The following is a 22,813-nucleotide window of genomic DNA, read 5'->3' on the forward strand; positions in this document are numbered from 1 at the left end:
CCTCTTATTTAGTGAGCTGCTCTATTAGGTGGTTTATTGGAAATAGAATTGTTAATCACGTGTGTAAATTTAAAGAAAAGACGCTCCACGAAAGTGACATCTGGCAACCAAGACACGACAAATCAGCTAGTTTCAGTACGGCAATAAAGGGTTAAACCTTCGCACGACCAATTATTGCACATGCTGACAGTAAGTCGAAAGTGCCAGTGATTAGTGTTGGGCATGACCCCCGTATAAAAAAGTTTCCGAAAAAAGGGCGCAGCCAAAGCCACTCGGTCAGAGTAACCTATGCTACGCCCATTGAACACTACTTGTGACATTTTTATACATTCAATACCTTGTTCAAGAAATCCTGCAAACGCGGATGCTTCGGGTGGTCGAAGATCTCTTCCGGCGTGCCCTGTTCCTGAATGTTGCCATCATCAACGAAGATGACGCGATCAGCCACTTCCTTAGCAAAACCCATTTCGTGGGTCACTACGACCATGGTCATGCCTTGTTTGGCTAACGTCTTCATAACTTCCAGCACATCGCCGACCATCTCTGGGTCCAAGGCAGATGTAGGTTCATCAAACAACATGATATCAGGGTTCATTGCAAGCGCACGGGCGATGGCGACACGTTGTTCCTGGCCACCGGACAGGGATTGGACACGAGCGTCGAATTTTTCTTCCAAGCCAACAGTGGCTAGCAGCTGCTTTGCTTGTTTTTCAGCCGCTGTCTTATCCGACTTTTTCAGTTCCGTAGGCGCCAGCATAATGTTTTCGCCAACCGTCATGTTGTTAAACAGGTTAAAGTGTTGGAACACCATGCCAATGTTTTCCCGTACTTTATTAATATCCGTTTTCGGATCGGCAATATCGTAACCATCGATCACAATGGAACCTGAGGTCGGGGCTTCTAGCTTGTTGAGGGTTCGCAGTAGCGTACTCTTTCCAGAACCAGAGGGGCCGATGATGACCACAACTTCATTGTTCTGCACTTCAAGGTTGATGCCCTTCAGTACTTCGTTATCACCATAAGTTTTCACGAGATCCGTTACTTTTAATCTAGTGCTCATTATAGCTTACTCCTTTTTTGTACCCAGTTTGATAACCACGTTAACAGCGTGATAACAACAAGGTAGATGATTGCGATGATCGTCCAAACTTTAAACCCTTGCAGGTTACGGGCGATAATAATCTTCCCGGTTTGGGTCAACTCAAGAATCCCAATGATCGAGAGAATCGATGTATCTTTCAGGGTAATGATGAACTGGTTAATGAAGGAAGGTACCATGATGCGGATCCCCTGTGGCAAGATGACCTTGCGCATCGCTCGTCCAAACGGTAAGCCCAGACTGCGGGCCGCTTCCATTTGCCCAGTATCCACAGCATTGATACCACCCTTTACGAAGGCCGCGATGTACGCACCTTCATTAAACATCAGCGTAATGATCCCGGCAACAAATGCGGGAATCTTCTGGCCAGTGAGACTTGGAATCCCAGTGTAGATAAAGAGTGCGAGAACCAGTAGTGGCAAGCCCCGGAAAATGTAAATCAGGGTGGTTGAGAGGCCGTTTAAGAATTTATTCGGGAAGACACCCATCAGGCCGACGAGCACCCCGAAAATAGTTGCAAATATAATAGAAACAACGGTTAGCCAGAGGGTCTCTTTAAACCCACTCCAAAGGGCTGACTTGTTTTGTTTGATCAGACCGAAAAAACTGTTGTCTGAAGTACTGTCAGTGTCCTTTGAGGCGTCCTTGCCTAAGTATTTCTCAGTGATCTTTTTGTACTGACCATTAGCTTTCAAATTAGCTAAACCTTTGTTGAAGGATTTAAGCAATTTTTGGTTGTGGCCTTTTTCGACCGCAAACCCGTATGAGCCATTTTCGGCAGGCTTGGTCACAATTTTTAACTTAGTACCCTGTTTGATACCATAACGCATAACGGGCGAGTCTTCAAAACAGGCCGCCGAATTACCAGTCATAACATCTTCGTACATATTATTAGAGTCATCAAACGTGACAACTTTAAAGCCGTATTTGTTTTTGATACTGTTCGCATAGTCGGCACCGGAAGTCCCAGTCTTGACGGCAACCTTTTTGCCCTTCAACTGACTGAGTTTGGTGATTTTACTGTTTTTAGCAACAGCCATAACAACCCCAGACGTGAAGTAGGGTTTCGAGAAGTCAAAGGTTGCTTCCCGTTCCTTAGTGATACTCATGCCGGCGATCACACCGTCCAATTGGCCGGACTGCACAGACTGAACGGCAGCGTTGAAGCCCACCGGTTTGATTTTGACTTTGAATCTCTGATTCTTGGCAATGGCCCGAATCAGATCCATGTCGATCCCAACGTATTTGTTTTGCTTGTTGGCAAATTCAAACGGGGGAAAGGTAACGTCAGTCCCAATCGTGTAAGTCGTTTCGGCCTTGGCCGGGGTGGCTGACAAATTAAACGTGACTAAGCACGCAAAGAAAACGGCAAGTGTCGTCAACACCGCCCACATCTTTCGTTTCATAACTAGTGTTCCTCCTTAACTATGTAACGTTATGTTACATTGTGACTTTCTAAAGTTTAACAGAAAATCTTAATAAAGTATAGAGTGCGGAGGAGGGGCGGTTAGAGGGCGGAGCATAAGCGACTTTCGGGGTAAAACCCTGGGCTTGGGTTTTACCCCGAAAGTCGCTTATGCAGTAGCCCTCTGCCCCTCGGAGCACGTTTAGGCAATATGAGGGACAACAAGCATCACAAAGTAAACTAACACCTCAAAAACCAAAACGCAAAACGCAAAACGCAAAACGCAAAACGCAAAACGCAAAACGCAAAACGCAAAACCCAAAACGCAAAACGCAAAACGCAAAACCCAAAACCCAAAACCCACCACAGCGGCAATAAACTACAAACAACTATATATGAAGAAAAAGACTAAAAATTGCATCAAACCACACTACCAGCCCGCATCCCCCAACAACCCTTCAAACCAACCGAATTTGAAATAAATAGGCACAAAAACAACCCCATACCGCTCTGCACCAGGCCAAAAACAAAACCAGCCCCGCGACTAAACGCTCAGGGCTGGTTCTTGGTATGTGTGATGAAACTCGTATTTCTTTAAAGGAGGTTTTTCATTAATGACAGAACTAAGATCAATGATTGGAAATTAACGGTTCACGTGAAGTAAGACGTTGCCGAGACCCTTATCAAAGGTTGCTTTCCATTCACCCTTGGTCAGTGATTCAGGCAGGAGGAAGGTCCCACTTGAGACGCGTTGGCCAGCTTTTAGAGGCATGCCTTGTGCTTCGAGTTTTTCAACCAGCCACTTCAATGACTTCAGTGGGTTGCCGAGAACTTCTGACGAGGCGCCATCCTTCAGCTTCTTGCCATCGTGGAAGAGTTCGCAATGGACGTTTGCTAAATCATCAACTGATTCAAATAACGCGTCGGTATCAACTTCTGTACCGTATGCAACGTAACCACCAACGGCGGCATCAGCCATGACAAGGTACTTTGATAGGCTTGGGAACCAGTCAGCAAAGCGTGAATCCGGCACTTCAACGGCCGGGGCAACCTTTGTTTTACGCATCAGGTCTTCTAGTGAATCGTTTGCTGACAGGTCTTCCTTAGCGGTGAAGAGCATTTCAACTTCGGCTAATGGATCCATGACTTGGTCAGCTGCGACTGTAACGGGTGATTGTTCGAAATGACTAGTTAACTGCGCACCATAGAGTGGGCTATCGGAATCGAACATGTCCTGCGTCTGCTTGCTCGTTAAAGAGACTTTGTAGCCGCCGACTGCTTCGTTCTTTAATTCAGTTAACCGGCGTTGAACGCGGTAGGCAGAATCTTCATCGGTTAATTTGCCATCGAAATCTGACATCGTTAATGGCTTGTGGGTCGTGTAGGCATCGAATAATTGGTTTGCGACAGTTTCTTCAGTTTCTGATAATTGTTGTTTGTTTAATACTTGTTCACTCATGGGCGAGACCTCCGTATGTTATGTGTAATAAAGTTATGTGCTAACAAATTTACTATGTGAAATATGTGGTGATGCAATATGTGTGTTGCTATGTGTGGCTCGCCGCGATCCTGAATATGTAAGTCAGGAATTATATGCTGCTGTGGCGGGTTCTATGAGAAATGGCACTTCATTAACTATGTGTGTGTTGCTAAGTGTTGGAACAATATGTGTTGAAACGATATGTGTGTCTGTTAAACGATATGTGTTGAAACGGTTACTATGTGTTAACAATGAAGCTATGTGTTTGAAGCTCATAATCTGAATGTCGCTTTTATCGTCTGAAGCCATAATGCCATCTTCCATTTTTCCTCACCACCTTAAATTCTGAAGTTTTAATTTGAATGACGAAAAAGCGTCCTTAATCGCAAACTAGTTGCGATTAAGGACGCTTTCACGTGGTACCACCTTATTTTATAATCTCATTTCTGAAATTACCTCTCACGTACGGCATTACTGCGATACGCTTGGCACGATAATGGGTGCACCCAACGTGTTCTACTTCCATCCCGAGTGTGATGCACCCGAGGGTTTCGGCACGTAGCTCAGAGATGATCATCGCCTTCGCTCGTACACTGCTTTTCACCAACCAGCAGCTCTCTACCTACGAAACGGAATTGATGTTTCTCGTCAACGCCTTTCATTCAAATTTAATGATTGGCATTAATTTACACCCTGCTAGGTGAGGTGTCAACACTTAAATGGCAAAAAGATTAGAAAACGTGAGAACGTTTTAATTACAAATGCCTGTACAGCAGGTGATTGGAACTGACAAAAAAATTTTTAATTTTTGGCAGGTGTGCCCACAAAAAATGAATCACCTTTAATTTGGCAATCGCCAAGCAGGTGATTCATTTTATTCACGTGCTGGCTGAATACGGTAAAGCGCATTCAACCAGCATTAGCAATCAGAGGACAATAAAGACATTTCAGATTGTCATAATCGGCCCTTACTTTTTAGTGTTCAAACTATCTAGGCGACTGATGTCCTCGGGGGTTAAATCAAAATCAAACACATTAAGATTTTCGCGCATATGAGCTTCATGGCCGGCTTTAGGAAGCGGCAAATACTGATGATCGAGAGACCAGCGCAATAGAATTTGAGACACAGTTTTGTGATATTTAGCAGCTAATTCTTGATATAGCGGTACTTTGAAGGATCGGCCCTGACCAAAAGGACTGTACGCCTCCGTAATTATTTGATGAGCGTCATCGTACTTAACGGTCTCCGGTAATACTTGACTCGGATTCAATCTAATTTGATTGACCATTGGTTGAACACTGACATTTTTAAACACGCGTTCAAAGTGGGCAGGATAAAAATTAGAGACACCCAGTGCCTTGATTTTCCCTTCGTGATACAGTTCTGTCATGGCTTGCCAGCTGCTGGCCACATTCTCAAACCAATTATCAACAGGATTATCAGGGGTTGGATATTCATCGACCATTGCCTGCCACGATTCGGTATCCTGTTCCCGCTCAGAGGGCGTACGGTCAGCGGGAGAATGAATCAGATACAAGTCAACATAGTCAAGTTGTAATCGTTCGAGTGATTTTTCAAATGCAATTTTAGTTTTTTGGTACCCCTGGTCAGCATTCCAAAGTTTTGTCGTAATAAACAGGTCTTCTCTGGGTAGCTTACTGTTACGGATACCCTGACCGACAGCTTCTTCATTCCCATAAACAGCGGCTGTATCAATGTGACGATAGCCAACCGTTAAGGCGGTGGTGACCGTTTGGGCGCCGGCTTCATTATTTGGTACGAGCCAAGTACCAAACGCAATTTTGGGGATTTTGGTGCCGTTGTTTAACGTATAATGTTCGTTTTCGATTTTAATTATTCCCCTTTCGAATCATATGTTCTGATCGCTAGCAGGCAATTTTGATGTGATTAAGGTGAACCGTGAATTGGTAATGAGACGATTTGAGACAGCCTTAGAATGTGTTGTGGTTGACTAGCAGCGGGATCCTTCATGATTATTTGTTAGACAAGTTCCCCAAAATAAGGCAAGAAAATGAATGTCAAACTTTCTTTTTGACCATCAAGCGGCATTAAATCCTCTCAAAGTGTTTTGTGCCACGATTTTCTTGTGGTAATGACAAAATGGCACGGCTCATTCCCAGCATGGCGGTTATCAGCCACGAGCGTACGCTTTGAGCTAAGAGTTGTCAATTACAGATATAGTTTATTTTTTTATAAATCGATATTTTTACTGTTCATTGTCACAGTTATGTAGTATTCTGTTAACTCTTAGTAAGTGAACTGTCATGAAACGGTCACATTACTAGAGAAATATTGTTGGAAAACGGGACATTTATCCGCTTCCAACACCGATGTTATGCGGTTTGATTTTGATAGTGGCCGTGCGCCCGACGCACTTCCATGGTATACTTTTAACAATAAATCACGCCAATTTAACCACATATATCCCAGATTGAATTCTAAACGAGAGGGTCGCAGGTCTAAGCTGCGATACCAACGGAAGAGAGGGAATCCCCCGATGAAACTATCACGATTTATTTTGGGGACAGCACTTGGGTTAGCTGCCGGTGCTGTTGCCTTTTACTATAAGAAGAATACCGACGTTCTGGCACCAGAACGATTGAGTAATACCCGAATTTTTGACGACTTTGCGGGCGTTGATTTACAACGCTTTGGCAAACAACTGTCTTACGCCGCCACAGATGGCAGTGCACTGGTCTTGGAACAGCACGATGATGCCTACGTAGCGGAAGGCATTTTATTAACGCCAGCGTTTAAGCTCACTAGTTTTAAGACACTGGTCATTTCCTGGAACGCGTTGACCCCCCGCGGTACCAGTGTTGAAGTGGCTGCGCAAGTGCTTGTGGATGACGAGTGGTCCAAGTGGCACAGCTGGGGCCACTGGTCTGCCAGTCAGCCAAGCGCCAGTGAAACCGAGGATTCGGCGGACCGGTTAGCCAGTCTTGATACCGATACGCTGACGGCATCGGGCGTTGCCACTGAAGTTCGCCTACGGGTCAAACTGCACTCGGATGATGCTACTCAGACCCCTGTGCTGAAGTTGCTGGCGGCGAGTGTGAAGCCGCTGGACCGTGATCTAATGGCAGATGACCATCCAATTGATTTGGATAAGGTCATTTCTGCACCAGCTTACTCACAAGAAATTCGCGATCCAAAATTGGCGCCAGGTATTTGCAGCCCCACTACGGTTTCAATGGCCGTGAACCGGCAAAATGCTGATATCTTGCCCGAAGAGGCCGCGATGCGCAACTACGATCAGACTTACGATGGGTTTGGCAACTGGTCATTTAGCACGGCCTTAGCCGGTAGTCTCGGCTACCACGCGTACACCGCCTTTACGACTTTGAATGGGTTGCGGCATCAGATTGCAGATGGTTATCCAGTCGGGGTCAGTGTGAAGTACACGAATGATCCGAACCAAACGGATCTGCCATACGTCAAGGGGACGCCAGGCAGCACCTATGGCCATTTGTTGCTGGTCACTGGATTTACGAAGATTGATGGCGAAGATTACGTGGCGGTCAATGATTCATACGCGGATGATGACGCTAGTGCAAAACGATTTTATCGCCTAGACCAATTCAGTAAAGCGTGGGGTTCGCGGGTTGCTTATATCATTGAAGAAAACTATCAGGGATATGAACGATTGATGCAGCCGTCCCGCATTACGGTAACATTACTGCCAGATGATGATCAGCAGCACTTTACCGTTTGCGAAAATGATAATTTACGGCCATTAACACCGACAGAGTACGAAAAAACGGGTCATTTTGATGAAGAAACCATGACTGTAGCATACTGCTTCAACGATGACGGCAATAAGGCCAGCCTAGCTAACCAGCATTTCTACTACGCTGATGTGGATGAACAGGGTCGAATCGTGCTTGACGTCAAAACACTGAAGCTCAAGCATCCGGCAGCGACTGTGCTCACCGTTTACGTGGCCCGGTTGGCAGCACCAACGCTGACTGCTGCCATTGATCTAGATGAGATTCATGAAGACTAACCAAATTCCGGCAAAACGATCGAATTATACCCGTGCTGACCGACCCGAACAGGTGCCGGTGACCCACATCGTGATCCATTCAACTGAGCTGTCATATCCGGAAACGGTCCAACGGTTTCAGGAGGCGCACGATGTGAGCGCTCACTATGTGCTGCGGCAGTCAGACGGTTTGGTGACGCAGATGGTGGCACCACACAACGTGGCCTGGCACGCGGGTAACTGGGAGTTGAATTGCCGTGCGGTGGGCATTGAACAAGAGGCGTATGTTGGTGAGCCAGAATCGTTTACCAAAACGATGTTGCGCAGCCTGACAACGCTGGTGTCGCAACTCAGCACGCAATTTAACGTGCCGCTGGACCGCGACCACCTGTTAGGCCACGATAATTTGTGTGCCATGACCGCCTCCGGCCAGCTGGCGATGCACCAAGACCCGGGCCGCTACTTTGATTGGCGTCAATTATTGACCGATCTAGGGGCTTCAGTCGAGGGCCGCGGGGTGCCAGTTGTTGGCGAACCAGTGGTCGTTTGTGTTATGGTTGCTGACCTATACCAATCCCCAGAACAGGGCGCAAAGCTGCTCACAGATGAGACGCTGCCTGGATGGACGCATCAGGTTTCCTACGGGCAGCGATTCGTTTGCGCTGACAAAAAAGGTGACTGGGTGGCAATCTGGTACAGCGGCAAGCTGGCCTGGTGTCACAATCCCGAGTACGATGTTTTACAGGCGTGCGAGGGCGACGTGTTCACGCTTGGTGCGCCGACCGCCATTTATGGCACAACGGCACCGGATGCCGACTCGATTGCACGCTTAAACACGGCGGAACAGTACGTTGCTGGTCCCACGTTGCACCAACTTGTCAGTGTTGACGATAACGGGCAATTGCGGGCAACTCTAAACACAAAAGCTTACTATCAATTCTTTTATAATCACCGGATTGCATTTGTGCCAATTGACACTGTGCATTTCGAAAAAAAAGTGTAGAATAAATAAGTCTTGGCTGAAGATGCCGAGACTTATTTTTTTTAGCTGAAAAAGTACAAAAATTGTGTGTTTTATGCGAAAACTCGGAGTGTCACGTTTTCGGTATGCAGGTTTTAAACATCGCGTCATGACAAGCTTTCAATCATAAAAAAGTTTCGGAAATTTTTCACAAAAATGCCACAGTTTATTAATGTTTTTCCGGTACACTACTATTATAGTATAGATAAAACCGCTTTCATTAATTTATGAAAGGGCGCAAGCAAAAGGAATGAGGGAAAACAATGGCAACTCAATCGAAAAAAATCAACGGTGCCGCCCTAACTGCACTGGTGGTCACAACTGCCATCGGTTCGGGAATCTTTGCGTTAAGCTCAGACTTGGCTGCCGCCGCTTCTCCGGGAGCTGCCTTGATCTCATGGCTGATTGTCGGCTTTGGGGTGATGATGTTGGCCAGTTGTTTTAATAATTTACTCACCAAACGATCCGACCTGGAAGGTATCTTTGCGTACGGGAAGGAAGGTTTCGGTCCCTTTGTCGGCTTCATCAGCGGCTGGGGGTACTGGATGTCGTCCTGGCTTGGCAACGTGGCTTTCGCAACGGTCTGCATGAGTGCTCTGGGCTACTTTTTCCCGGTGTTTGCAAAGGACAACAGTCCGATATCCATCCTCGTGGCCAGTATTCTGGCGTGGAGTTTAACATTATTAGTGAATCATGGTATTGAAAGCGCCGCGTTGATGAACGCTGTGATCACCATTTGTAAGTTGATTCCGATCTTTACGTTTATCGTAGTGGCAGCAATTTTGTTCAAGGGGCACGTTTTTACCGCTCAATTCTGGGGTAACATGACGGCCCCAGTGACGATCGGCAGCGTTGCCGGTCAAATTAAACAGTGCATGATGATCATGATGTGGGTCTTTGTCGGAATCGAAGGCGCCACGGTGCTGTCGTCCCGGGCTAAGTCGCGAAAAACGGCCGGGCGTGCGACAATTATTGGGGTTGCCTGCCTGATCTTTATCTATGTCCTGGCGTCCATTCTGCCATATGGCTATATGACGCGAGCCGAATTGATTCAATTAAAGCAGCCGGCAATGGTCTACATGTTCCAGCAAATGGTCGGCCCATGGGGCGGTGCGTTTATCAGTATTGGCCTCTTTGTTTCCATCATGGGGGCCTGGCTGTCCTGGACGATGCTGCCTGCTGAAACGATGCGGCTTATGGCGGAACAGGGGCTGTTACCGAAACGGTTTGCTAAGGAAAACAAACACGGTGTGCCAACACTCGCACTGATGACCACTGCCTGCATGGTACAGGCGTTTATGATCATGCTGATCTTTGCTGAAAAGGCCTATGAGTTTGCTTACAGTTTGTGTACCGCGGCTATCGTGGTGTGTTACATCATTGTCGCGGCTTACCAGATCAAGTATTCCTGGCAAAATCGCACGGCGAAGGGCAATAAACTGCAACTCATGATTGGTATCTTCACTCTGATCTTTGAAGTTGTCGCGATTACACTTGCAGGGCTGCAGTATTTGTTTGTCTGCCTTGTCGTTTACATCCCCGGTATTATTCTTTATATGTACACGAAAAAACAAAACGAAGACCGCCTACTTTCAAAACACGAGTGGTCAGCCACTATTCTCATTTGCAGCGGTGCCGTCATTACGGTCACGATGCTGCTGATGGGTCAGATCCATCTATAAATTAATCATATTTTACTTGAGCAGAACTGCGTAGATTGCGGTTCTGCTTTTTTGGCATTCGATTAGAAATTAGGTTTGGAGTTGGATCCCGTTGCATTCCGCAATTCGGCACGGCATCAAAGCGGCTCGAGATGAAGCTGATTTGGTTGTTGCTGTACGCCATCTGAATGGTGGTTCATCGACTTGCATGCCACTAGATAGGCAAAGAACGTCCGCGAGACGCCTCCTAAAACTAGCGACTACAAACTGAATGAAAGTGCATACATTTTGCATAAACTACTTAATATTCTCTAATTAATACAAAGAAAAGCTAAAGAAATATGCAGAAAATATACCCTAATTTATGTATATTAGCCCTATTAATGCAGAATTTATACAGAAAAACGCTTAAATTTGATAAATTCAAAAATAATCATTGCATTTTGGTAACATTGCGTTATAGTTAGACACATACGAAAAAAGTAATTAAATTCTAATTTAAAGAACGAATGGGGTGAGTGCATGAACGTTGCGATAGTGGGTGTTACCGGATATAGCGGGACGGTGTTATATAGTCTTCTCGCGAATCATCCAGAGATTGAAAAGATTAACTTGTACGGGCATACAGATGAAGGAGAAAACGGAACGGTCCGCTATTTAGACGAACTGCTTCCCCAATTCCACGGCGAGCACGTAGCCATTCAGGCGTTTGACCCAGACCAAATCATGGCCGACAACGAAGCGGTGTTTTTTGCTACTTCATCTGGCGTCAGCAGCCAATTGGCGGTGCCGTTTGCTGAAGCTGATTTTCCGGTCATTGATCTTTCCGGTGATTACCGACTCGATGCAAAGCAGTATGAACAGTGGTATCACAAACCAGCAGCGAAGACTTCGGCTCTGAAAAAGGCGGCTTATAGTCTCGCAGATTTCTATGATACGGATGCTAAATACATTGCTAACCCAGGCTGTTACGCTACGGCCGCGCTTCTCGGATTAGCACCACTGGTTCAACAAGATTTGATCGATCCCGACAGCATCATCGTTGATGCCAAGTCTGGAACTTCTGGGGCGGGAAAGAAGTTAACCGAAATTACCCACTTTACCGAAGCCAACGATAACCTGCAACTCTACAAACTGGATGAGCACCAACATATCCCAGAAATTGTTCAGCAGCTGCAAGCTTGGAATGACAAGGTGCAGGCGATTGAGTTTAACACCACGCTGCTTCCAGTCACGGTGGGCATTATGGCGACAATTTACGCCAAACCGAAAGCGGGTCAGAATCAGGCGTCAATCGTCAAGGCCTTTGAAACGACCTATGCTGATCATCCATTCATCAATGTGCTGGATGGCAAGGTGCCCGCTTTAAAGGATGCGGTTGGGTCAAACAATTGTGATTTGGGCGTGAAGTATAACCCGAAGACCAACACCATCATGATTGTCAGTGTGATCGACAATCTGATGAAGGGTGCCGCCGGCCAAGCGGTTCAAAACTTTAACCACATGTTCAACTACAAAGAGACTGTGGGATTGCCAAAGTTCCCCACATTCTCATAAAACGAAAAAGGCAGAGGATAGTTATATGATGACACAAGATGAAGAGCCTTCAATCAATCAGATATCGTTTACGTGGCCGAAAGGGTTTTACAACGACGGTATCAAGATTGGGTTAGGCACCGTAGATAAAAAAGATTTCGGGTACCTCTTTTCCCAAGTTCCAGCAGCGGCTGCTGGGACATACACGACCAACAAGTTTCAGGCCGCACCCACTAAATTGACCAAGGATACCATTAATATCGACCATAAGCTCCAGGCGGTGATCGTCAACAGTGCGATTGCCAACTCATGTACTGGGGCACAGGGGACAAAGGATGCCCTCACGGAACAACAATGGTTGGCGGATGCGCTGAACATCGACACCAACCTCGTGGGGGTCGCATCCACCGGATTGATCGGCGCTTATCTGGATATGGATAAGATCAAGGCAGGCTTACCAAAGCTGCAGCCAAAGACCGGCGATGACGTTTCTCAAGCCGTTTTAACCACTGATAAACAACCAAAACAAGCTTGCGTTCAGGTAGAACTGGATGGCAAGACTGTGACCATTACGGGTTTCGCTAAGGGTTCTGGAATGATTCACCCCAAGATGGCAACGATGCTGGGTTTTGTAACCACAGACGCTGCTGTTGACGGGGACTTGCTGCAAGAAACATTGAGCGCAGGCGTTGATACCACCTTTAACCAAATCACGGTTGATGGCGACACATCGACAAACGATATGGTCGTTGTCCTGGCAAATGGGATGGCGCAGAATACAGAAATTAAAACCGCTGCCGACACTGATTACGACACGTTTGCGGCTGGCTTAAAATTTGTCTTAGGTGAACTTGCCAAGCAGATTGCAGCTGACGGCGAAGGCGCAACGAAGCTCATTGAAACTAATGTAACCGAAGCCTTGAACTCAACCGAAGCACAGTCTGTTGCGAAAGCGGTCGTTGGCTCAAGTTTGGTCAAAGCAGCCATCTTTGGTGACGACCCGAACTGGGGTCGGATCATCGCAGCTATTGGCATGGTTGACGCCCACATGGATGTTGATCACGTAGCCATTTCAGCAAACGGCATTCCGCTGGTTAAGGATAGTGTGGCATTGCCATTTGACGAAGCCATGGTGAGCGAAAGCATGAAGGCGGCAAAGGTTACGATTGACGTCAGTTTAAACAGCGGCACAGCAGTCGGCCAAGCCTGGGGTTGTGATTTAACGTATAACTACGTGAAGATCAACGCCAGCTACCATACGTAGAAAGGGGCCTCTTATGATGAATTTGATTATTGTTAAAATCGGCGGCAACGCCATTCACAGTCTGACACCAGATTTCTTCGAACAGCTTAAAAACTGGCGCCAAGCTGGCAAAAAGGTCCTGTTGATCCACGGTGGCGGCCCGCAAATCTCCCAGTTAGCTGAAAAGCTCAGCATTCCCACGGTGAAAAAAGACGGTATTCGGGTGACGGATGAAGCCACTTTATCGTTAACCAAAATGGTGCTGTTGGGCAACGCCCAGCCAGAATTGCTGACCCGGTTAAACCAGGCCGGTCTGGCTGCCGTTGGCTTGAACGCCGCTGACGAACACTTGTTGTCCGGAAATTTCATCAACGAAGCCGAATATGGCAACGTTGGGAACATTTCGGCGGTGAACGAAATTGCTTTATCGAAACTGTTGAACGACCAGATCGGTGTTTTAGCACCGCTTGCACTGACCAGTGAAGACCACTGGCTCAACGTCAACGCCGACACGGCAGCTGCCGATATCGCCCGCCTGCTAAAGGCCAGCCAACTCTATCTGCTGACTGACGTGCCCGGTGTCTTAAGCGAAGGCGAAGTCGTTTCGCAATTGATTCCACAAGATGTTCAAACCTTGATCAATAAAAAAATCATTACGGCCGGGATGCAGCCAAAGCTGTTAGCAGCCTGCGCCGCCATTCACGCCGGGGTTCACTCCGTTCGCATCACGGACAAGCTGACCCACCACGGCACAATCTTACAGGAGGTCGTTTCCGAACCATGACAAATTCAATGACACACGTATTTCCCACTTACGCCCGGTTCCCCTTCGAACTCGTCGACGGCAAGGGTGTGACCTTAACCGATAATAATGGCAAACAATACTTGGACTTCACGTCCGGCATCGGTGTTTGCAACTTGGGATACCAAAATCCCGCTGTCACAAGCGCGGTTGAAGCCCAGGTTAAAAAGGTCTGGCACATTTCAAACCTGTACGAGAACCACCTGCAGGAAGATGTCGCAAAACTATTGGTCAAGGATGAAGACAAGCTGGTTTTCTTCGCTAACTCAGGGACGGAAGCCAACGAAGCAGCACTAAAGCTGGCCCGAAAAGCTACCGGCAAAACGAAGGTACTGTCGTTTAACCACTCGTTCCATGGCCGAACATACGGTGCAATGTCCATGACCGGGAATCCTCACATTCAAGAGGGCTTCTTCCCGATGGTGCCTGATATCAGCTTCGCGGACTATAACGACAACGCCTCATTAGACAAAATCACAACTGATTTAGCCGGCGTTATTCTGGAAGTGATCCAGGGTGAAGGCGGCGTTATTAACGGTGATCCAGACTGGCTCAAGGCCGTCCAGGCTAAGTGTCAAGAAGTCGGGGCACTACTGATCATCGATGAAGTCCAAACTGGGAACGGCCGGACCGGGTACCAATTTGCCTACCAAGGCTTTGATTTGGATCCGGACATTGTGACGACCGCCAAAGGCTTAGCCAATGGTTTACCCGTTGGTGCCATGATCGGTAAAGCCAGTCTTGGCGATGCTTTTGGTCCAGGGACTCACGGCTCAACCTTTGCCGGTAACCCACTGACTATGGCCTCCGCTAAGGCGACCTTGGAACAGCTGACCCCCGATTTCTTAAAGGGCGTTCAGGATAAGGCTGCAACTGTTTGGACGCAGTTAGCTAATTTCACTGATTTGGCCGCAGTCAACTCGATTAGCGGGAAGGGTCTGATGATCGGTATTCACCTGACGGGTGATGTTGCGGTCAACGACGTCATCACCACGCTGCAGACCAAGGGCCTCTTGACCCTGTCCGCTGTCGGCAACACGTTGAGGTTATTACCGCCACTGGTGATGTCGGCTGGTGATTTGAAACAGGGACTCACCACGATTTATGAAACTTTGAGCGATTTAAAATAAAAGGGTTATATAGGACACTGCTGACAACATTTTGTTGGCGGTGTTTTTTTGAGTGACGATGTGCGTTATATGCCATCTGTTCAACCGTGAAAGACTGCTTCTGTGGTCGATGAAAACACAGGAATGATCTGCAATCTAGGTTTTGCGCGATTATGCTGCTTAGCAAGCAGCGTTAGTCGTGGCACTGGCGAAAAAAGTGTCCTGGTCGTCATTTTAAACACATTAAACTGTTAAGCACTCATTGTTTTTTAATTTTTAGATTGCTGTTTTCACCAGGGTTCGCTATGATTGGACTAACGATGATTGCATTGTACTGAAAGGATGATTACGAATGAAAGCCATTATTACCGTTGTTGGACAGGACCAAGTTGGAATCGTTGCAGCCGTTTCAAAGACGCTGTCGGACCTGAAAATCAACATTACTGATATCTCCCAAACATTGATGCATGGTAGTTTTACCATGATGCTGATGGGTGAATGGGACGAAAAGAACACTGCATTTGCAGCGGCACAGGATGCCCTCAATGACTTAGGGGAACACTTACACTTAGACATTCGTATTCAACGTCAAGAGTTATTTGACGCCATTCAAAAGTTATAGGAGGTCACCATGGAAACCAGACAAATTCAAGAAACCATTCAGATGATCTCTGAAGAACGGTTGGATATCCGAACCATCACTATGGGTATCTCACTGTTTGACTGTATCGATAGCGACGGTGCAAAAGCCCGCCAAAAAATCTATGACAAGCTGACGACCAGTGCCAAGGACTTGGTAAAAGTCGCTAACCAGATTCAGTCAGAATACGGTATTCCAATCATCAATAAGCGGATCTCTGTGACCCCGATCTCCATGATTGCGGCTGCTAGCGACGACAGCGATTACGTCGCCTATGCACAAACTATGGAGAAGGCAGCGGAGGAACTCGGCGTTGACCTGATCGGCGGTTTTACGGCCCTCGTTCAAAAGGGCTACCAGTCCGGCGACCGTAAGCTGATTGCGTCAATTCCTGAAGCACTGGACGTGACGAGCCGTGTCTGCAGTTCTGTTAATGTCGGCTCCACACGTTCCGGTATCAACATGGATGCCGTGGCACAAATGGGGCGCGTCGTTAAGGATATTGCCGCCATTGATCCCGTTAACTGCATGAGCCTGGTCGTTTTTGCAAACGCCGTTGAAGACAATCCCTTCATGGCGGGAGCCTTTCATGGTGTCGGGGAAGCTGACCGCGTTATTAACGTCGGTATCAGCGGTCCTGGTGTCGTTAAGCGGGCGCTTGAGAAAGTTAAGGGCCAGCCGATCGATACGGTTTCTGAAACGATTAAGAAGACCGCTTTTAAAGTCACTCGGATGGGTCAACTTGTCGGTAACGTAGCCGCTCAGCGGTTGAATGTGCCGTTTGGTATCGTCGATCTTTCACTGGCGCCAACGCCAAACGAGGGCGATTCTGTCGCTGAGATTTTGGAAGAAATCGGCTTGGAAAGTGTCGGTGCCCCCGGGACAACGGCCGCATTAGCGCTGCTCAACGATGCAGTTAAAAAGGGCGGCGTAATGGCCTGTGAACACGTTGGCGGCCTCTCAGGGGCCTTTATTCCGGTCTCAGAAGATGCTGAAATGATTCGTGCAGTCAGTGCCGGCCGGTTAAACATTGAAAAATTGGAAGCCATGACAGCAGTTTGTTCAGTAGGTCTGGACATGATTGCCATTCCAGGAGATACACCTGCTGAAACGATCAGCGGCATGATCGCCGATGAAGCTGCAATTGGGGTCATTAACAACAAGACTACTGCGGTGCGGGTCATTCCGGCAGTCGGCCAAAAAGTCGGCGAATCGATCGACTTTGGCGGTCTGTTCGGGACGGCACCCATCATGCCTGTCAACACCAACAGTCCAAAGAAGTTCGTGGACCGAGGCGGAAGGATTCCTTCACCGATTCATTCGTTTAAGAATTAGAGAGCGCGTAGAAAGGCGTTTAAGTGGTGGCGAGTAACTGCCTCGGCAGTTACTCGCCACCACTTGTCTTTCGGAGCGCGTTTAGGCTTGAGGACAGTAGAAGGCCAAACGCATTAATACCACCCTAAAAACGTGCCCTAACTCATTAATAAAGCAACAGCTACTAAATAAAAAGTCCTAGGAGCACCACACTCAGTGTGGTGCTCCTAGGACTTTTCGTTGTCACTATTTCAAATGATCTGAATACTGTGCCAGAACACGGTCAACCATCTTTGCGGAAGAACCGGTGTAGTTTTCAGGATCCAAAAGCTCACGCAACGTTGCCTCATCAACGTCATCAGTGACCCGCTTGTCTTGTAATAACAGCTCCAGAAGCGGTTTGTCCTCCTCAAAAGCCTTCATACAGTTTTCGTAGATGACTTCGTGAGCAACCTGCCGACCGAGGTAACGCCCAAGGTCGAGCATGACCCGTTCTGAAACAATCATCCCTTTGGTCATTGCCAAGTTACGCTTGATATTATCTTCGTGGACGATCATCTGGTTTAACACGGTATGCAGCATGGCCATGGCGCAGCTTAAATTGATGCAGATCTGCGGCAGGTAGGCCCAATCCGTCTGCCAGAAAGTCATGTCACGTTCGTGTTCTTGAACCATGGCGGTGGTGCCAAGCGGGGCACTGGCCTGAACGAGGCGGGTGGTGGCAACGATATTTTCACAGATCATTGGGTTGCGTTTCTGTGGCATGGTGCTGGAACCGATTTTACCCATGGTAAAGCCTTCTTCAACTTCTTCGATTTCCGTTCGCTGCAGGTTGATAATTTCATTAGCAATTTTTGCAACGGTACCAGCAATCATACTGAGAATGTCGCTGAATTCGGCAAATCCGTCCCGCGAAACATGCCAGGTAATGGTTGGTGTTTCCAATCCCAACAGGTCACAGTACTTGGCCTGAACTGCTAAGCCTTTGTCGCCAAGGGAGGCCAAAGTACCGGCAGCACCAGCTAATTCTCCAACAAGATAGCGGTGCTTAGCTTGTTCCAGTCGTTCCAAATGACGGCCAAATTCGTTTGCCCAGATGGCGATTTTGTAGCCAAGGGTGATCGGTACTGCATGTTGGGCGTGAGTTCGGCCGGCCATGACGAGATTTTTATACTTATCAGCCTGCTTTAAACAGTCCCGTAAGAGGTCTTCAACTTGGCTGACAATGAGCGCCTGTGCGTCTTTTAACTGTAAAACTAGCCCAGTATCGGTAATGTCTTGGGTTGTTGCGCCCCAGTGAACGTATCCGCCAGCTTCTTTAGAAAGGGACTGGGTAAAACTTTTAATCTGCGGCATGAGTGGGTGGGCCGTTTTTTTGAAACCTTCCCGGACATCATCCATATTAATGTTTTCATAAACGGCCTTTGCCTTGATTTCATCGGCTGCGTCCTGCGGCACGATGCCTTGAGTTGCTTCGGCTTGTGCAAGTGCTGCCCAGGCGTCCAACCATTTTTGAATTTGTGTTTCGTCTGAAAAAACGGTCCGCATAGCTTCAGTACCATACTGATCTTTAAATAATGCTGAATCAATTACACTAGATGTCATTATATTTTCTCCTAACATTATGGTGGATAGGCAAGATGTTAGTTATCAAATCCGCTTGTCTCAAAAATAGTCGGAGTGACCTGTGAAGTCAATTCTAATCAACAAATTGTGAGTAAACGTTTTAACTAATATTAAATTATTTTAAATAAAAAGTATTGATAAAGTATTGATACAGTTGATATACAAGCCATTTTGTGTATTTATTAAATAATTTTATAAAGTTACCCATGTTTGACTATAAAATCATGTCTCGTTTAAACTAACTTTGAACAATAATTCACGAATTTAAAATTGTTCATCAAAAAATGTGTGGATATTTTTTTGATGGTTGTCGAAAACGCTTACAATAATTTTGAAATAGGTGATGAAGATGAGCAGCGGTGTCAAATATCGAAAGTTGATTCTACCATTCTTGATTGGAATCGTTATTTGGGGGATGACCCCGATTCGACCGACCAGCATTTCGGTTGCTGGGTGGCATATTTTAGCTATTTTTATCGCCACCATTATCGGGTGCATTACCCGACCAATGCCAATTGGTGCGGTGGCGATTGTTGGGTTTACAATCACGGTCTTAACTAAGACTGTTTCAACAGATGTTGCATTAACGGGATTTGGCAACGCGACGATTTGGTTGATCGTCATGGCCTTCTTCATTTCGAGAGGCTTTATCAAGACGGGACTAGGTCGCCGGATCGCGCTGAACTTTGCGAGTGCATTTGGAAAACACACGTTGGGTCTTGCCTATTCCCTGATTGCAGTTGACCTGGTTCTTTCACCAGCGATGCCAAGCAGTACCGCTCGGGCAGGCGGGGTGGTCTATCCAATTATTGATGCGTTATCTAACGCGTTTGGGTCGTCACCAAAACAGCACACACAACGAAAAATCGGATCGTTTTTGGTGTTCTCTGAATTTCACGGCAACATCATTACCTCGGCGATGTTTTTGACAAGTATGGCTGGAAATCCGCTAGCGCAATTGTTGGCGAAATCGCAGGGCATTAAAATTACCTGGATGGGGTGGTTAATGGCCAGTATTGTGCCTGGTATAGTTTCTTTAACGTTGATCCCGTACCTGATTTACAAACTCTATCCGCCTGAGTTAAAGGAAATGCCTGACGTCAAACCATGGGCGCAGAAACAACTGGCCGAAATGGGCAAAATCTCGATTCAAGAGAAATTAATGTCGGGTATTTTCATTTTAGCGTTGGCACTTTGGACCACGGAGAGCTTAACTGGTATCGATGCTACAATGACAGCCTTTATTGCGCTAGCCCTGATTCTTTTAACCGGCGTCCTTTCTTGGGACGATGTTTTACATGAGACTGGGGCGTGGAACACGTTTACCTGGTTCTCAGTGCTTGTTATGATGGCTGATCAACTGAATCAAAAAGGGTTCATTCCATGGTTAAGCAAAACGATTGCGGCCTCATTGCATGGTATGAATTGGATGTTGGTGCTGACGATTGCTTGTTTGGCTTACTTTTATAGTCATTACCTGTTTGCGAGTGCAACCGCCCATATCAGTGCGATGTACTTGGCCTTTCTCGGAATAGCAATTTCGTCCGGTGTGCCAGGCATGCTGGCGGCGTTAATGCTTGGTTTCTTCAGCAACATTTTTGGGTCAACGACACACTATGGTTACGGACCAGCACCAGTATTGTTCGGATCGGGCTACGTGACTCAAAACGAGTGGTGGCGGTTAAACGCTATTCTGGGTGTGGTCTACATCGTTATCTGGCTTGGCCTTGGAACGCTTTGGATGAAGGTTATCGGTTTTTGGTAATCATGGTACAATCAAGATAATCTTTATTCTGAAAGGGTGAGCCGTAATGAACACCAAGGACCTAGCGTACTTTTGCCAACTTGTCGATCATAAAAACTACACGGCAACCGCTAAATACTTTGGCGTGAGTCAGCCGACAATCACCATGGCAATCAAACGTTTGGAAAAAGAATATGGCAATGTGCCGCTCATCACACAGCCATATCCGCGTGCGAGTCTGGTCGTTACTAGGGCAGGCAAGGTATTGTACCAACAGGCCTGCGATATCTTAAATCGACTGCAAACAACCCAGACTGAAGTTCTGCATGCGGCCGAGGATAGTATTCGGCTGGGTATTTCGCCCGTGGCTGGTGTGACATGGTTTCCGAAGGTTGCCAACCAGTTGCTGAAAACGAACCTGCTTTCAGATCTGGAAGTGCATGAAGCTGGGTCGCAGCAATTACTGAAAGACTTAGTGAACGGTCAAATTGATGCGGCATTGTTGGCAACCGTTCAGCCACTTAAAGACCCAGAGTTTAAGACATTGCTGCTGGCAATTCATCCCTTTAAGATCATTGTTAGCGACCACCACCCGCTTGCGCAACGTGATGCGGTCAGCTTTTCGGAGTTACGACAGGAACGCTTCATTACAATGACCAACCATTACATTCACGCGCGTGCGTTGGAGGCATATAGTCGCGTCGCGCAGTTCACCCCTAACGTCGTTTACCGAACCTCAGAATTATCGATGGTGAAAGCGTTGGTGAGAAAAAATGTGGGCGTCAGTCTGCTTGTTGAGACCGCGGTCGACCAGGATTTGGGCATTCACACGCTGGCACTGACGGACGCACCACCAACCTTGAGTTATATGTACTTGGTGACTAGAGCATCGTTTCACCCAACTAAAAAGCAAGCGTTTTTCATTCAGTTGTTTAGAGAAAAGGGGCGGTAGAGAGTGGAGCAAGGCGCCTAGGGGGCGGAGCAGAAGTGACTCTGACCCGAAAAGTCCGGGCCTGACTTTTCGGGTCAGAGTCGCTTCTGCAGTAGCCCCCTGCCTTGCGCAACTCGTTTAGGCTACGAGGCCTAAACCGACGCCGCAAGCCCCACATTGTACAATCCAAAAAGAAAAGTCCGGGCCTGACTTTTTTTACCAGAATCGCGTCCACAGTAGCCGCCTAACTGGTTATTGTTATTAATTGATGGTTGGGGCATTCGTCTCAACTTTTTTATTACACTTATATAGTTTTAAATATAATACTATTTAAAATATAGTATTAAGCCCACCAAAATAATAAACAAAAACGGCTTAACCGTTCTAAAACCCCATAATGGGCTGGACCGGTTAAGTCGTTTAACGTTTCGGACACCTGTTTAAGTGCTATGCTTCACTTGTGGGAATGATTTTAAAATCGGTGTGATCTTCTTTTATCAGCGCGAAGAGGCGTTCGGATTTGGCTTTGTCGAGATATCCCAAATTAATGGCCGGTAATCCGTCAATCGTTTCGACGCCTTCAAAGCGGTCCAAGACAAAGCGTTTGATCAATTCGGTCGTTTCTTTATGAGCAGCTGCTTTTTTGACGGCAGCACCCAGAGTAAACCCCTGTTCCATGTAGTTTTTGATGATGAAAACCTTAATGAGTGTGCCATAGGTGTACTTGCGATTTTGATTATTTTCTTTCTTCGACTCAATGTATCCCTTTTGTTCCCAATAACGTAACTGACTTTGAGAAACACCGGTGGCCTCTGCAACATCGCCGATACCCAAATACCAATGCACGTTTTTGGTGACAAATCTGAGTTGCTCACGAAATGACGGATCTAACGTATTGTTCATGGAAATACCTCGCTTTCTGTGAATCTATTAGTGGTTGCGTGTGGATAGCTGACCCAACTGGAAAATAATAGTCAAATTCATGCCTTTTATATAGAAAAAAATAGTTTATTTCGAAAATTAAGGCACTATTTTTAGGTGATTACGTCAATTTTCAGTTCGCAAACGGCGCCCACACAAATTGTTTGTAACAGCTTTCTTTGCTGATGTAATAGGTTTTAGTTATTATAATTTGTCAGAAACGTATTAGGTTTCATAAGGTACAGTATAGATATTTAAATATTATTGTCAAGAT

General features: G+C 46.7%; 17 protein-coding genes and 1 other annotated feature. Of the genes, 11 read left to right on the forward strand and 6 right to left on the reverse strand.

Going from position 1 to position 22,813, the window contains the following annotated elements; all coding sequences use genetic code 11:
- Nucleotides 1–322 precede the first annotated feature (322 nt).
- The 4 genes from FC82_RS06110 to FC82_RS16460 all read right to left on the reverse strand — a co-directional run bounded on the left by FC82_RS06110 (nucleotide 323) and on the right by FC82_RS16460 (nucleotide 5,843).
- On the reverse strand, nucleotides 323–1,060 hold the full coding sequence (locus FC82_RS06110; protein WP_054759593.1) for an amino acid ABC transporter ATP-binding protein: 738 nt from the start codon (nucleotides 1,058–1,060) through the stop codon (nucleotides 323–325).
- Nucleotides 1,060–2,505 carry an amino acid ABC transporter substrate-binding protein/permease gene (locus tag FC82_RS06115; RefSeq protein ID WP_056996491.1) on the reverse strand — a complete coding sequence of 482 codons (1,446 nt, stop codon included), beginning with the start codon at nucleotides 2,503–2,505 and terminating at the stop codon, nucleotides 1,060–1,062. Before FC82_RS06115 ends, FC82_RS06110 begins: the two co-directional genes overlap by 1 nt.
- 642 nt (nucleotides 2,506–3,147) lie before the next feature.
- On the reverse strand, nucleotides 3,148–3,963 hold the full coding sequence (locus FC82_RS06120; RefSeq protein ID WP_054759594.1) for a 2-keto-4-pentenoate hydratase: 816 nt from the start codon (nucleotides 3,961–3,963) through the stop codon (nucleotides 3,148–3,150).
- Between the two features lie 420 nt (nucleotides 3,964–4,383).
- Nucleotides 4,384–4,645, reverse strand: a binding site (T-box leader).
- 307 nt (nucleotides 4,646–4,952) lie between these two features.
- Nucleotides 4,953–5,843: an aldo/keto reductase gene (locus FC82_RS16460; protein ID WP_082620231.1), complete on the reverse strand. Its 891-nt coding sequence runs from the start codon at nucleotides 5,841–5,843 to the stop codon at nucleotides 4,953–4,955.
- 660 nt (nucleotides 5,844–6,503) lie between these two features.
- Between FC82_RS16460 and FC82_RS16465 the strand changes: the two genes are divergently transcribed.
- From FC82_RS16465 to FC82_RS06175, 9 genes are all read left to right on the forward strand, one after another.
- Entirely contained in the window at nucleotides 6,504–8,012 is a 1,509-nt protein-coding gene (locus FC82_RS16465) for a C39 family peptidase (RefSeq protein WP_065101437.1), read from the forward strand.
- The gene (locus FC82_RS06140) at nucleotides 8,002–8,994 is read left to right on the forward strand and encodes an N-acetylmuramoyl-L-alanine amidase (protein ID WP_056996493.1); all 993 of its coding nucleotides are present in this window, start codon (nucleotides 8,002–8,004) and stop codon (nucleotides 8,992–8,994) included. Before FC82_RS16465 ends, FC82_RS06140 begins: the two co-directional genes overlap by 11 nt.
- Nucleotides 8,995–9,275: 281 nt before the next feature.
- Complete coding sequence (arcD, locus tag FC82_RS06145; RefSeq protein WP_054759606.1) at nucleotides 9,276–10,694, forward strand: arginine-ornithine antiporter; 1,419 nt, start codon at nucleotides 9,276–9,278, stop codon at nucleotides 10,692–10,694.
- A gap of 501 nt (nucleotides 10,695–11,195) precedes the next feature.
- Nucleotides 11,196–12,230, forward strand: a complete 1,035-nt coding sequence (gene argC, locus FC82_RS06150; RefSeq protein WP_056996494.1) for an N-acetyl-gamma-glutamyl-phosphate reductase — start codon at nucleotides 11,196–11,198, stop codon at nucleotides 12,228–12,230.
- Between the two features lie 28 nt (nucleotides 12,231–12,258).
- On the forward strand, nucleotides 12,259–13,473 hold the full coding sequence (gene argJ, locus FC82_RS06155; RefSeq protein ID WP_056996516.1) for a bifunctional glutamate N-acetyltransferase/amino-acid acetyltransferase ArgJ: 1,215 nt from the start codon (nucleotides 12,259–12,261) through the stop codon (nucleotides 13,471–13,473).
- A gap of 13 nt (nucleotides 13,474–13,486) precedes the next feature.
- On the forward strand, nucleotides 13,487–14,236 hold the full coding sequence (argB, locus tag FC82_RS06160) for an acetylglutamate kinase (RefSeq protein WP_056996495.1): 750 nt from the start codon (nucleotides 13,487–13,489) through the stop codon (nucleotides 14,234–14,236).
- The gene (locus FC82_RS06165) at nucleotides 14,233–15,384 is read left to right on the forward strand and encodes an acetylornithine transaminase (RefSeq protein WP_235809190.1); all 1,152 of its coding nucleotides are present in this window, start codon (nucleotides 14,233–14,235) and stop codon (nucleotides 15,382–15,384) included. Before argB ends, FC82_RS06165 begins: the two co-directional genes overlap by 4 nt.
- A gap of 331 nt (nucleotides 15,385–15,715) precedes the next feature.
- A complete protein-coding gene (locus FC82_RS06170; protein WP_054759607.1) occupies nucleotides 15,716–15,985 on the forward strand; it encodes an ACT domain-containing protein in 270 nt (89 codons plus the stop codon).
- Between the two features lie 9 nt (nucleotides 15,986–15,994).
- On the forward strand, nucleotides 15,995–17,338 hold the full coding sequence (locus FC82_RS06175; protein WP_056996496.1) for a PFL family protein: 1,344 nt from the start codon (nucleotides 15,995–15,997) through the stop codon (nucleotides 17,336–17,338).
- A gap of 225 nt (nucleotides 17,339–17,563) precedes the next feature.
- On the opposite strand, the gene purB is transcribed toward FC82_RS06175, so the two are convergent.
- Nucleotides 17,564–18,922 carry an adenylosuccinate lyase gene (gene purB / locus FC82_RS06180; RefSeq protein WP_056996497.1) on the reverse strand — a complete coding sequence of 453 codons (1,359 nt, stop codon included), beginning with the start codon at nucleotides 18,920–18,922 and terminating at the stop codon, nucleotides 17,564–17,566.
- A gap of 364 nt (nucleotides 18,923–19,286) precedes the next feature.
- Between purB and FC82_RS06185 the strand changes: the two genes are divergently transcribed.
- Nucleotides 19,287–20,708: an anion permease gene (locus FC82_RS06185; protein WP_056996498.1), complete on the forward strand. Its 1,422-nt coding sequence runs from the start codon at nucleotides 19,287–19,289 to the stop codon at nucleotides 20,706–20,708.
- Nucleotides 20,709–20,754: 46 nt separating this feature from the next.
- On the forward strand, nucleotides 20,755–21,639 hold the full coding sequence (locus FC82_RS06190) for a LysR family transcriptional regulator (RefSeq protein ID WP_054759609.1): 885 nt from the start codon (nucleotides 20,755–20,757) through the stop codon (nucleotides 21,637–21,639).
- A 426-nt stretch (nucleotides 21,640–22,065) separates the two neighbouring features.
- Here FC82_RS06190 and FC82_RS06195 read toward each other — a convergent pair whose 3' ends face one another.
- Nucleotides 22,066–22,521 carry a MerR family transcriptional regulator gene (locus tag FC82_RS06195; RefSeq protein WP_065101440.1) on the reverse strand — a complete coding sequence of 152 codons (456 nt, stop codon included), beginning with the start codon at nucleotides 22,519–22,521 and terminating at the stop codon, nucleotides 22,066–22,068.
- Nucleotides 22,522–22,813: the final 292 nt, after the last annotated feature.

The organism is Secundilactobacillus collinoides DSM 20515 = JCM 1123 (genome assembly GCF_001435975.1).
Taxonomy (GTDB): domain Bacteria; phylum Bacillota; class Bacilli; order Lactobacillales; family Lactobacillaceae; genus Secundilactobacillus; species Secundilactobacillus collinoides.

What these genes read in the sequence shown, in the direction of transcription:
- FC82_RS06110 (WP_054759593.1), bottom strand. Translation starts at nt 1,060, where the DNA reads ATGAGCACTAGATTAAAAGTAACGGATCTCGTGAAAACTTATGGTGAT.
- FC82_RS06115 (WP_056996491.1), bottom strand. Translation starts at nt 2,505, where the DNA reads ATGAAACGAAAGATGTGGGCGGTGTTGACGACACTTGCCGTTTTCTTT.
- FC82_RS06120 (WP_054759594.1), bottom strand. Translation starts at nt 3,963, where the DNA reads ATGAGTGAACAAGTATTAAACAAACAACAATTATCAGAAACTGAAGAA.
- FC82_RS16465 (WP_065101437.1), top strand. Translation starts at nt 6,504, where the DNA reads ATGAAACTATCACGATTTATTTTGGGGACAGCACTTGGGTTAGCTGCC.
- FC82_RS06140 (WP_056996493.1), top strand. Translation starts at nt 8,002, where the DNA reads ATGAAGACTAACCAAATTCCGGCAAAACGATCGAATTATACCCGTGCT.
- arcD (WP_054759606.1), top strand. Translation starts at nt 9,276, where the DNA reads ATGGCAACTCAATCGAAAAAAATCAACGGTGCCGCCCTAACTGCACTG.
- argC (WP_056996494.1), top strand. Translation starts at nt 11,196, where the DNA reads ATGAACGTTGCGATAGTGGGTGTTACCGGATATAGCGGGACGGTGTTA.
- argJ (WP_056996516.1), top strand. Translation starts at nt 12,259, where the DNA reads ATGACACAAGATGAAGAGCCTTCAATCAATCAGATATCGTTTACGTGG.
- argB (WP_056996495.1), top strand. Translation starts at nt 13,487, where the DNA reads ATGATGAATTTGATTATTGTTAAAATCGGCGGCAACGCCATTCACAGT.
- FC82_RS06165 (WP_235809190.1), top strand. Translation starts at nt 14,233, where the DNA reads ATGACAAATTCAATGACACACGTATTTCCCACTTACGCCCGGTTCCCC.
- FC82_RS06170 (WP_054759607.1), top strand. Translation starts at nt 15,716, where the DNA reads ATGAAAGCCATTATTACCGTTGTTGGACAGGACCAAGTTGGAATCGTT.
- FC82_RS06175 (WP_056996496.1), top strand. Translation starts at nt 15,995, where the DNA reads ATGGAAACCAGACAAATTCAAGAAACCATTCAGATGATCTCTGAAGAA.
- purB (WP_056996497.1), bottom strand. Translation starts at nt 18,922, where the DNA reads ATGACATCTAGTGTAATTGATTCAGCATTATTTAAAGATCAGTATGGT.
- FC82_RS06185 (WP_056996498.1), top strand. Translation starts at nt 19,287, where the DNA reads ATGAAGATGAGCAGCGGTGTCAAATATCGAAAGTTGATTCTACCATTC.
- FC82_RS06190 (WP_054759609.1), top strand. Translation starts at nt 20,755, where the DNA reads ATGAACACCAAGGACCTAGCGTACTTTTGCCAACTTGTCGATCATAAA.
- FC82_RS06195 (WP_065101440.1), bottom strand. Translation starts at nt 22,521, where the DNA reads ATGAACAATACGTTAGATCCGTCATTTCGTGAGCAACTCAGATTTGTC.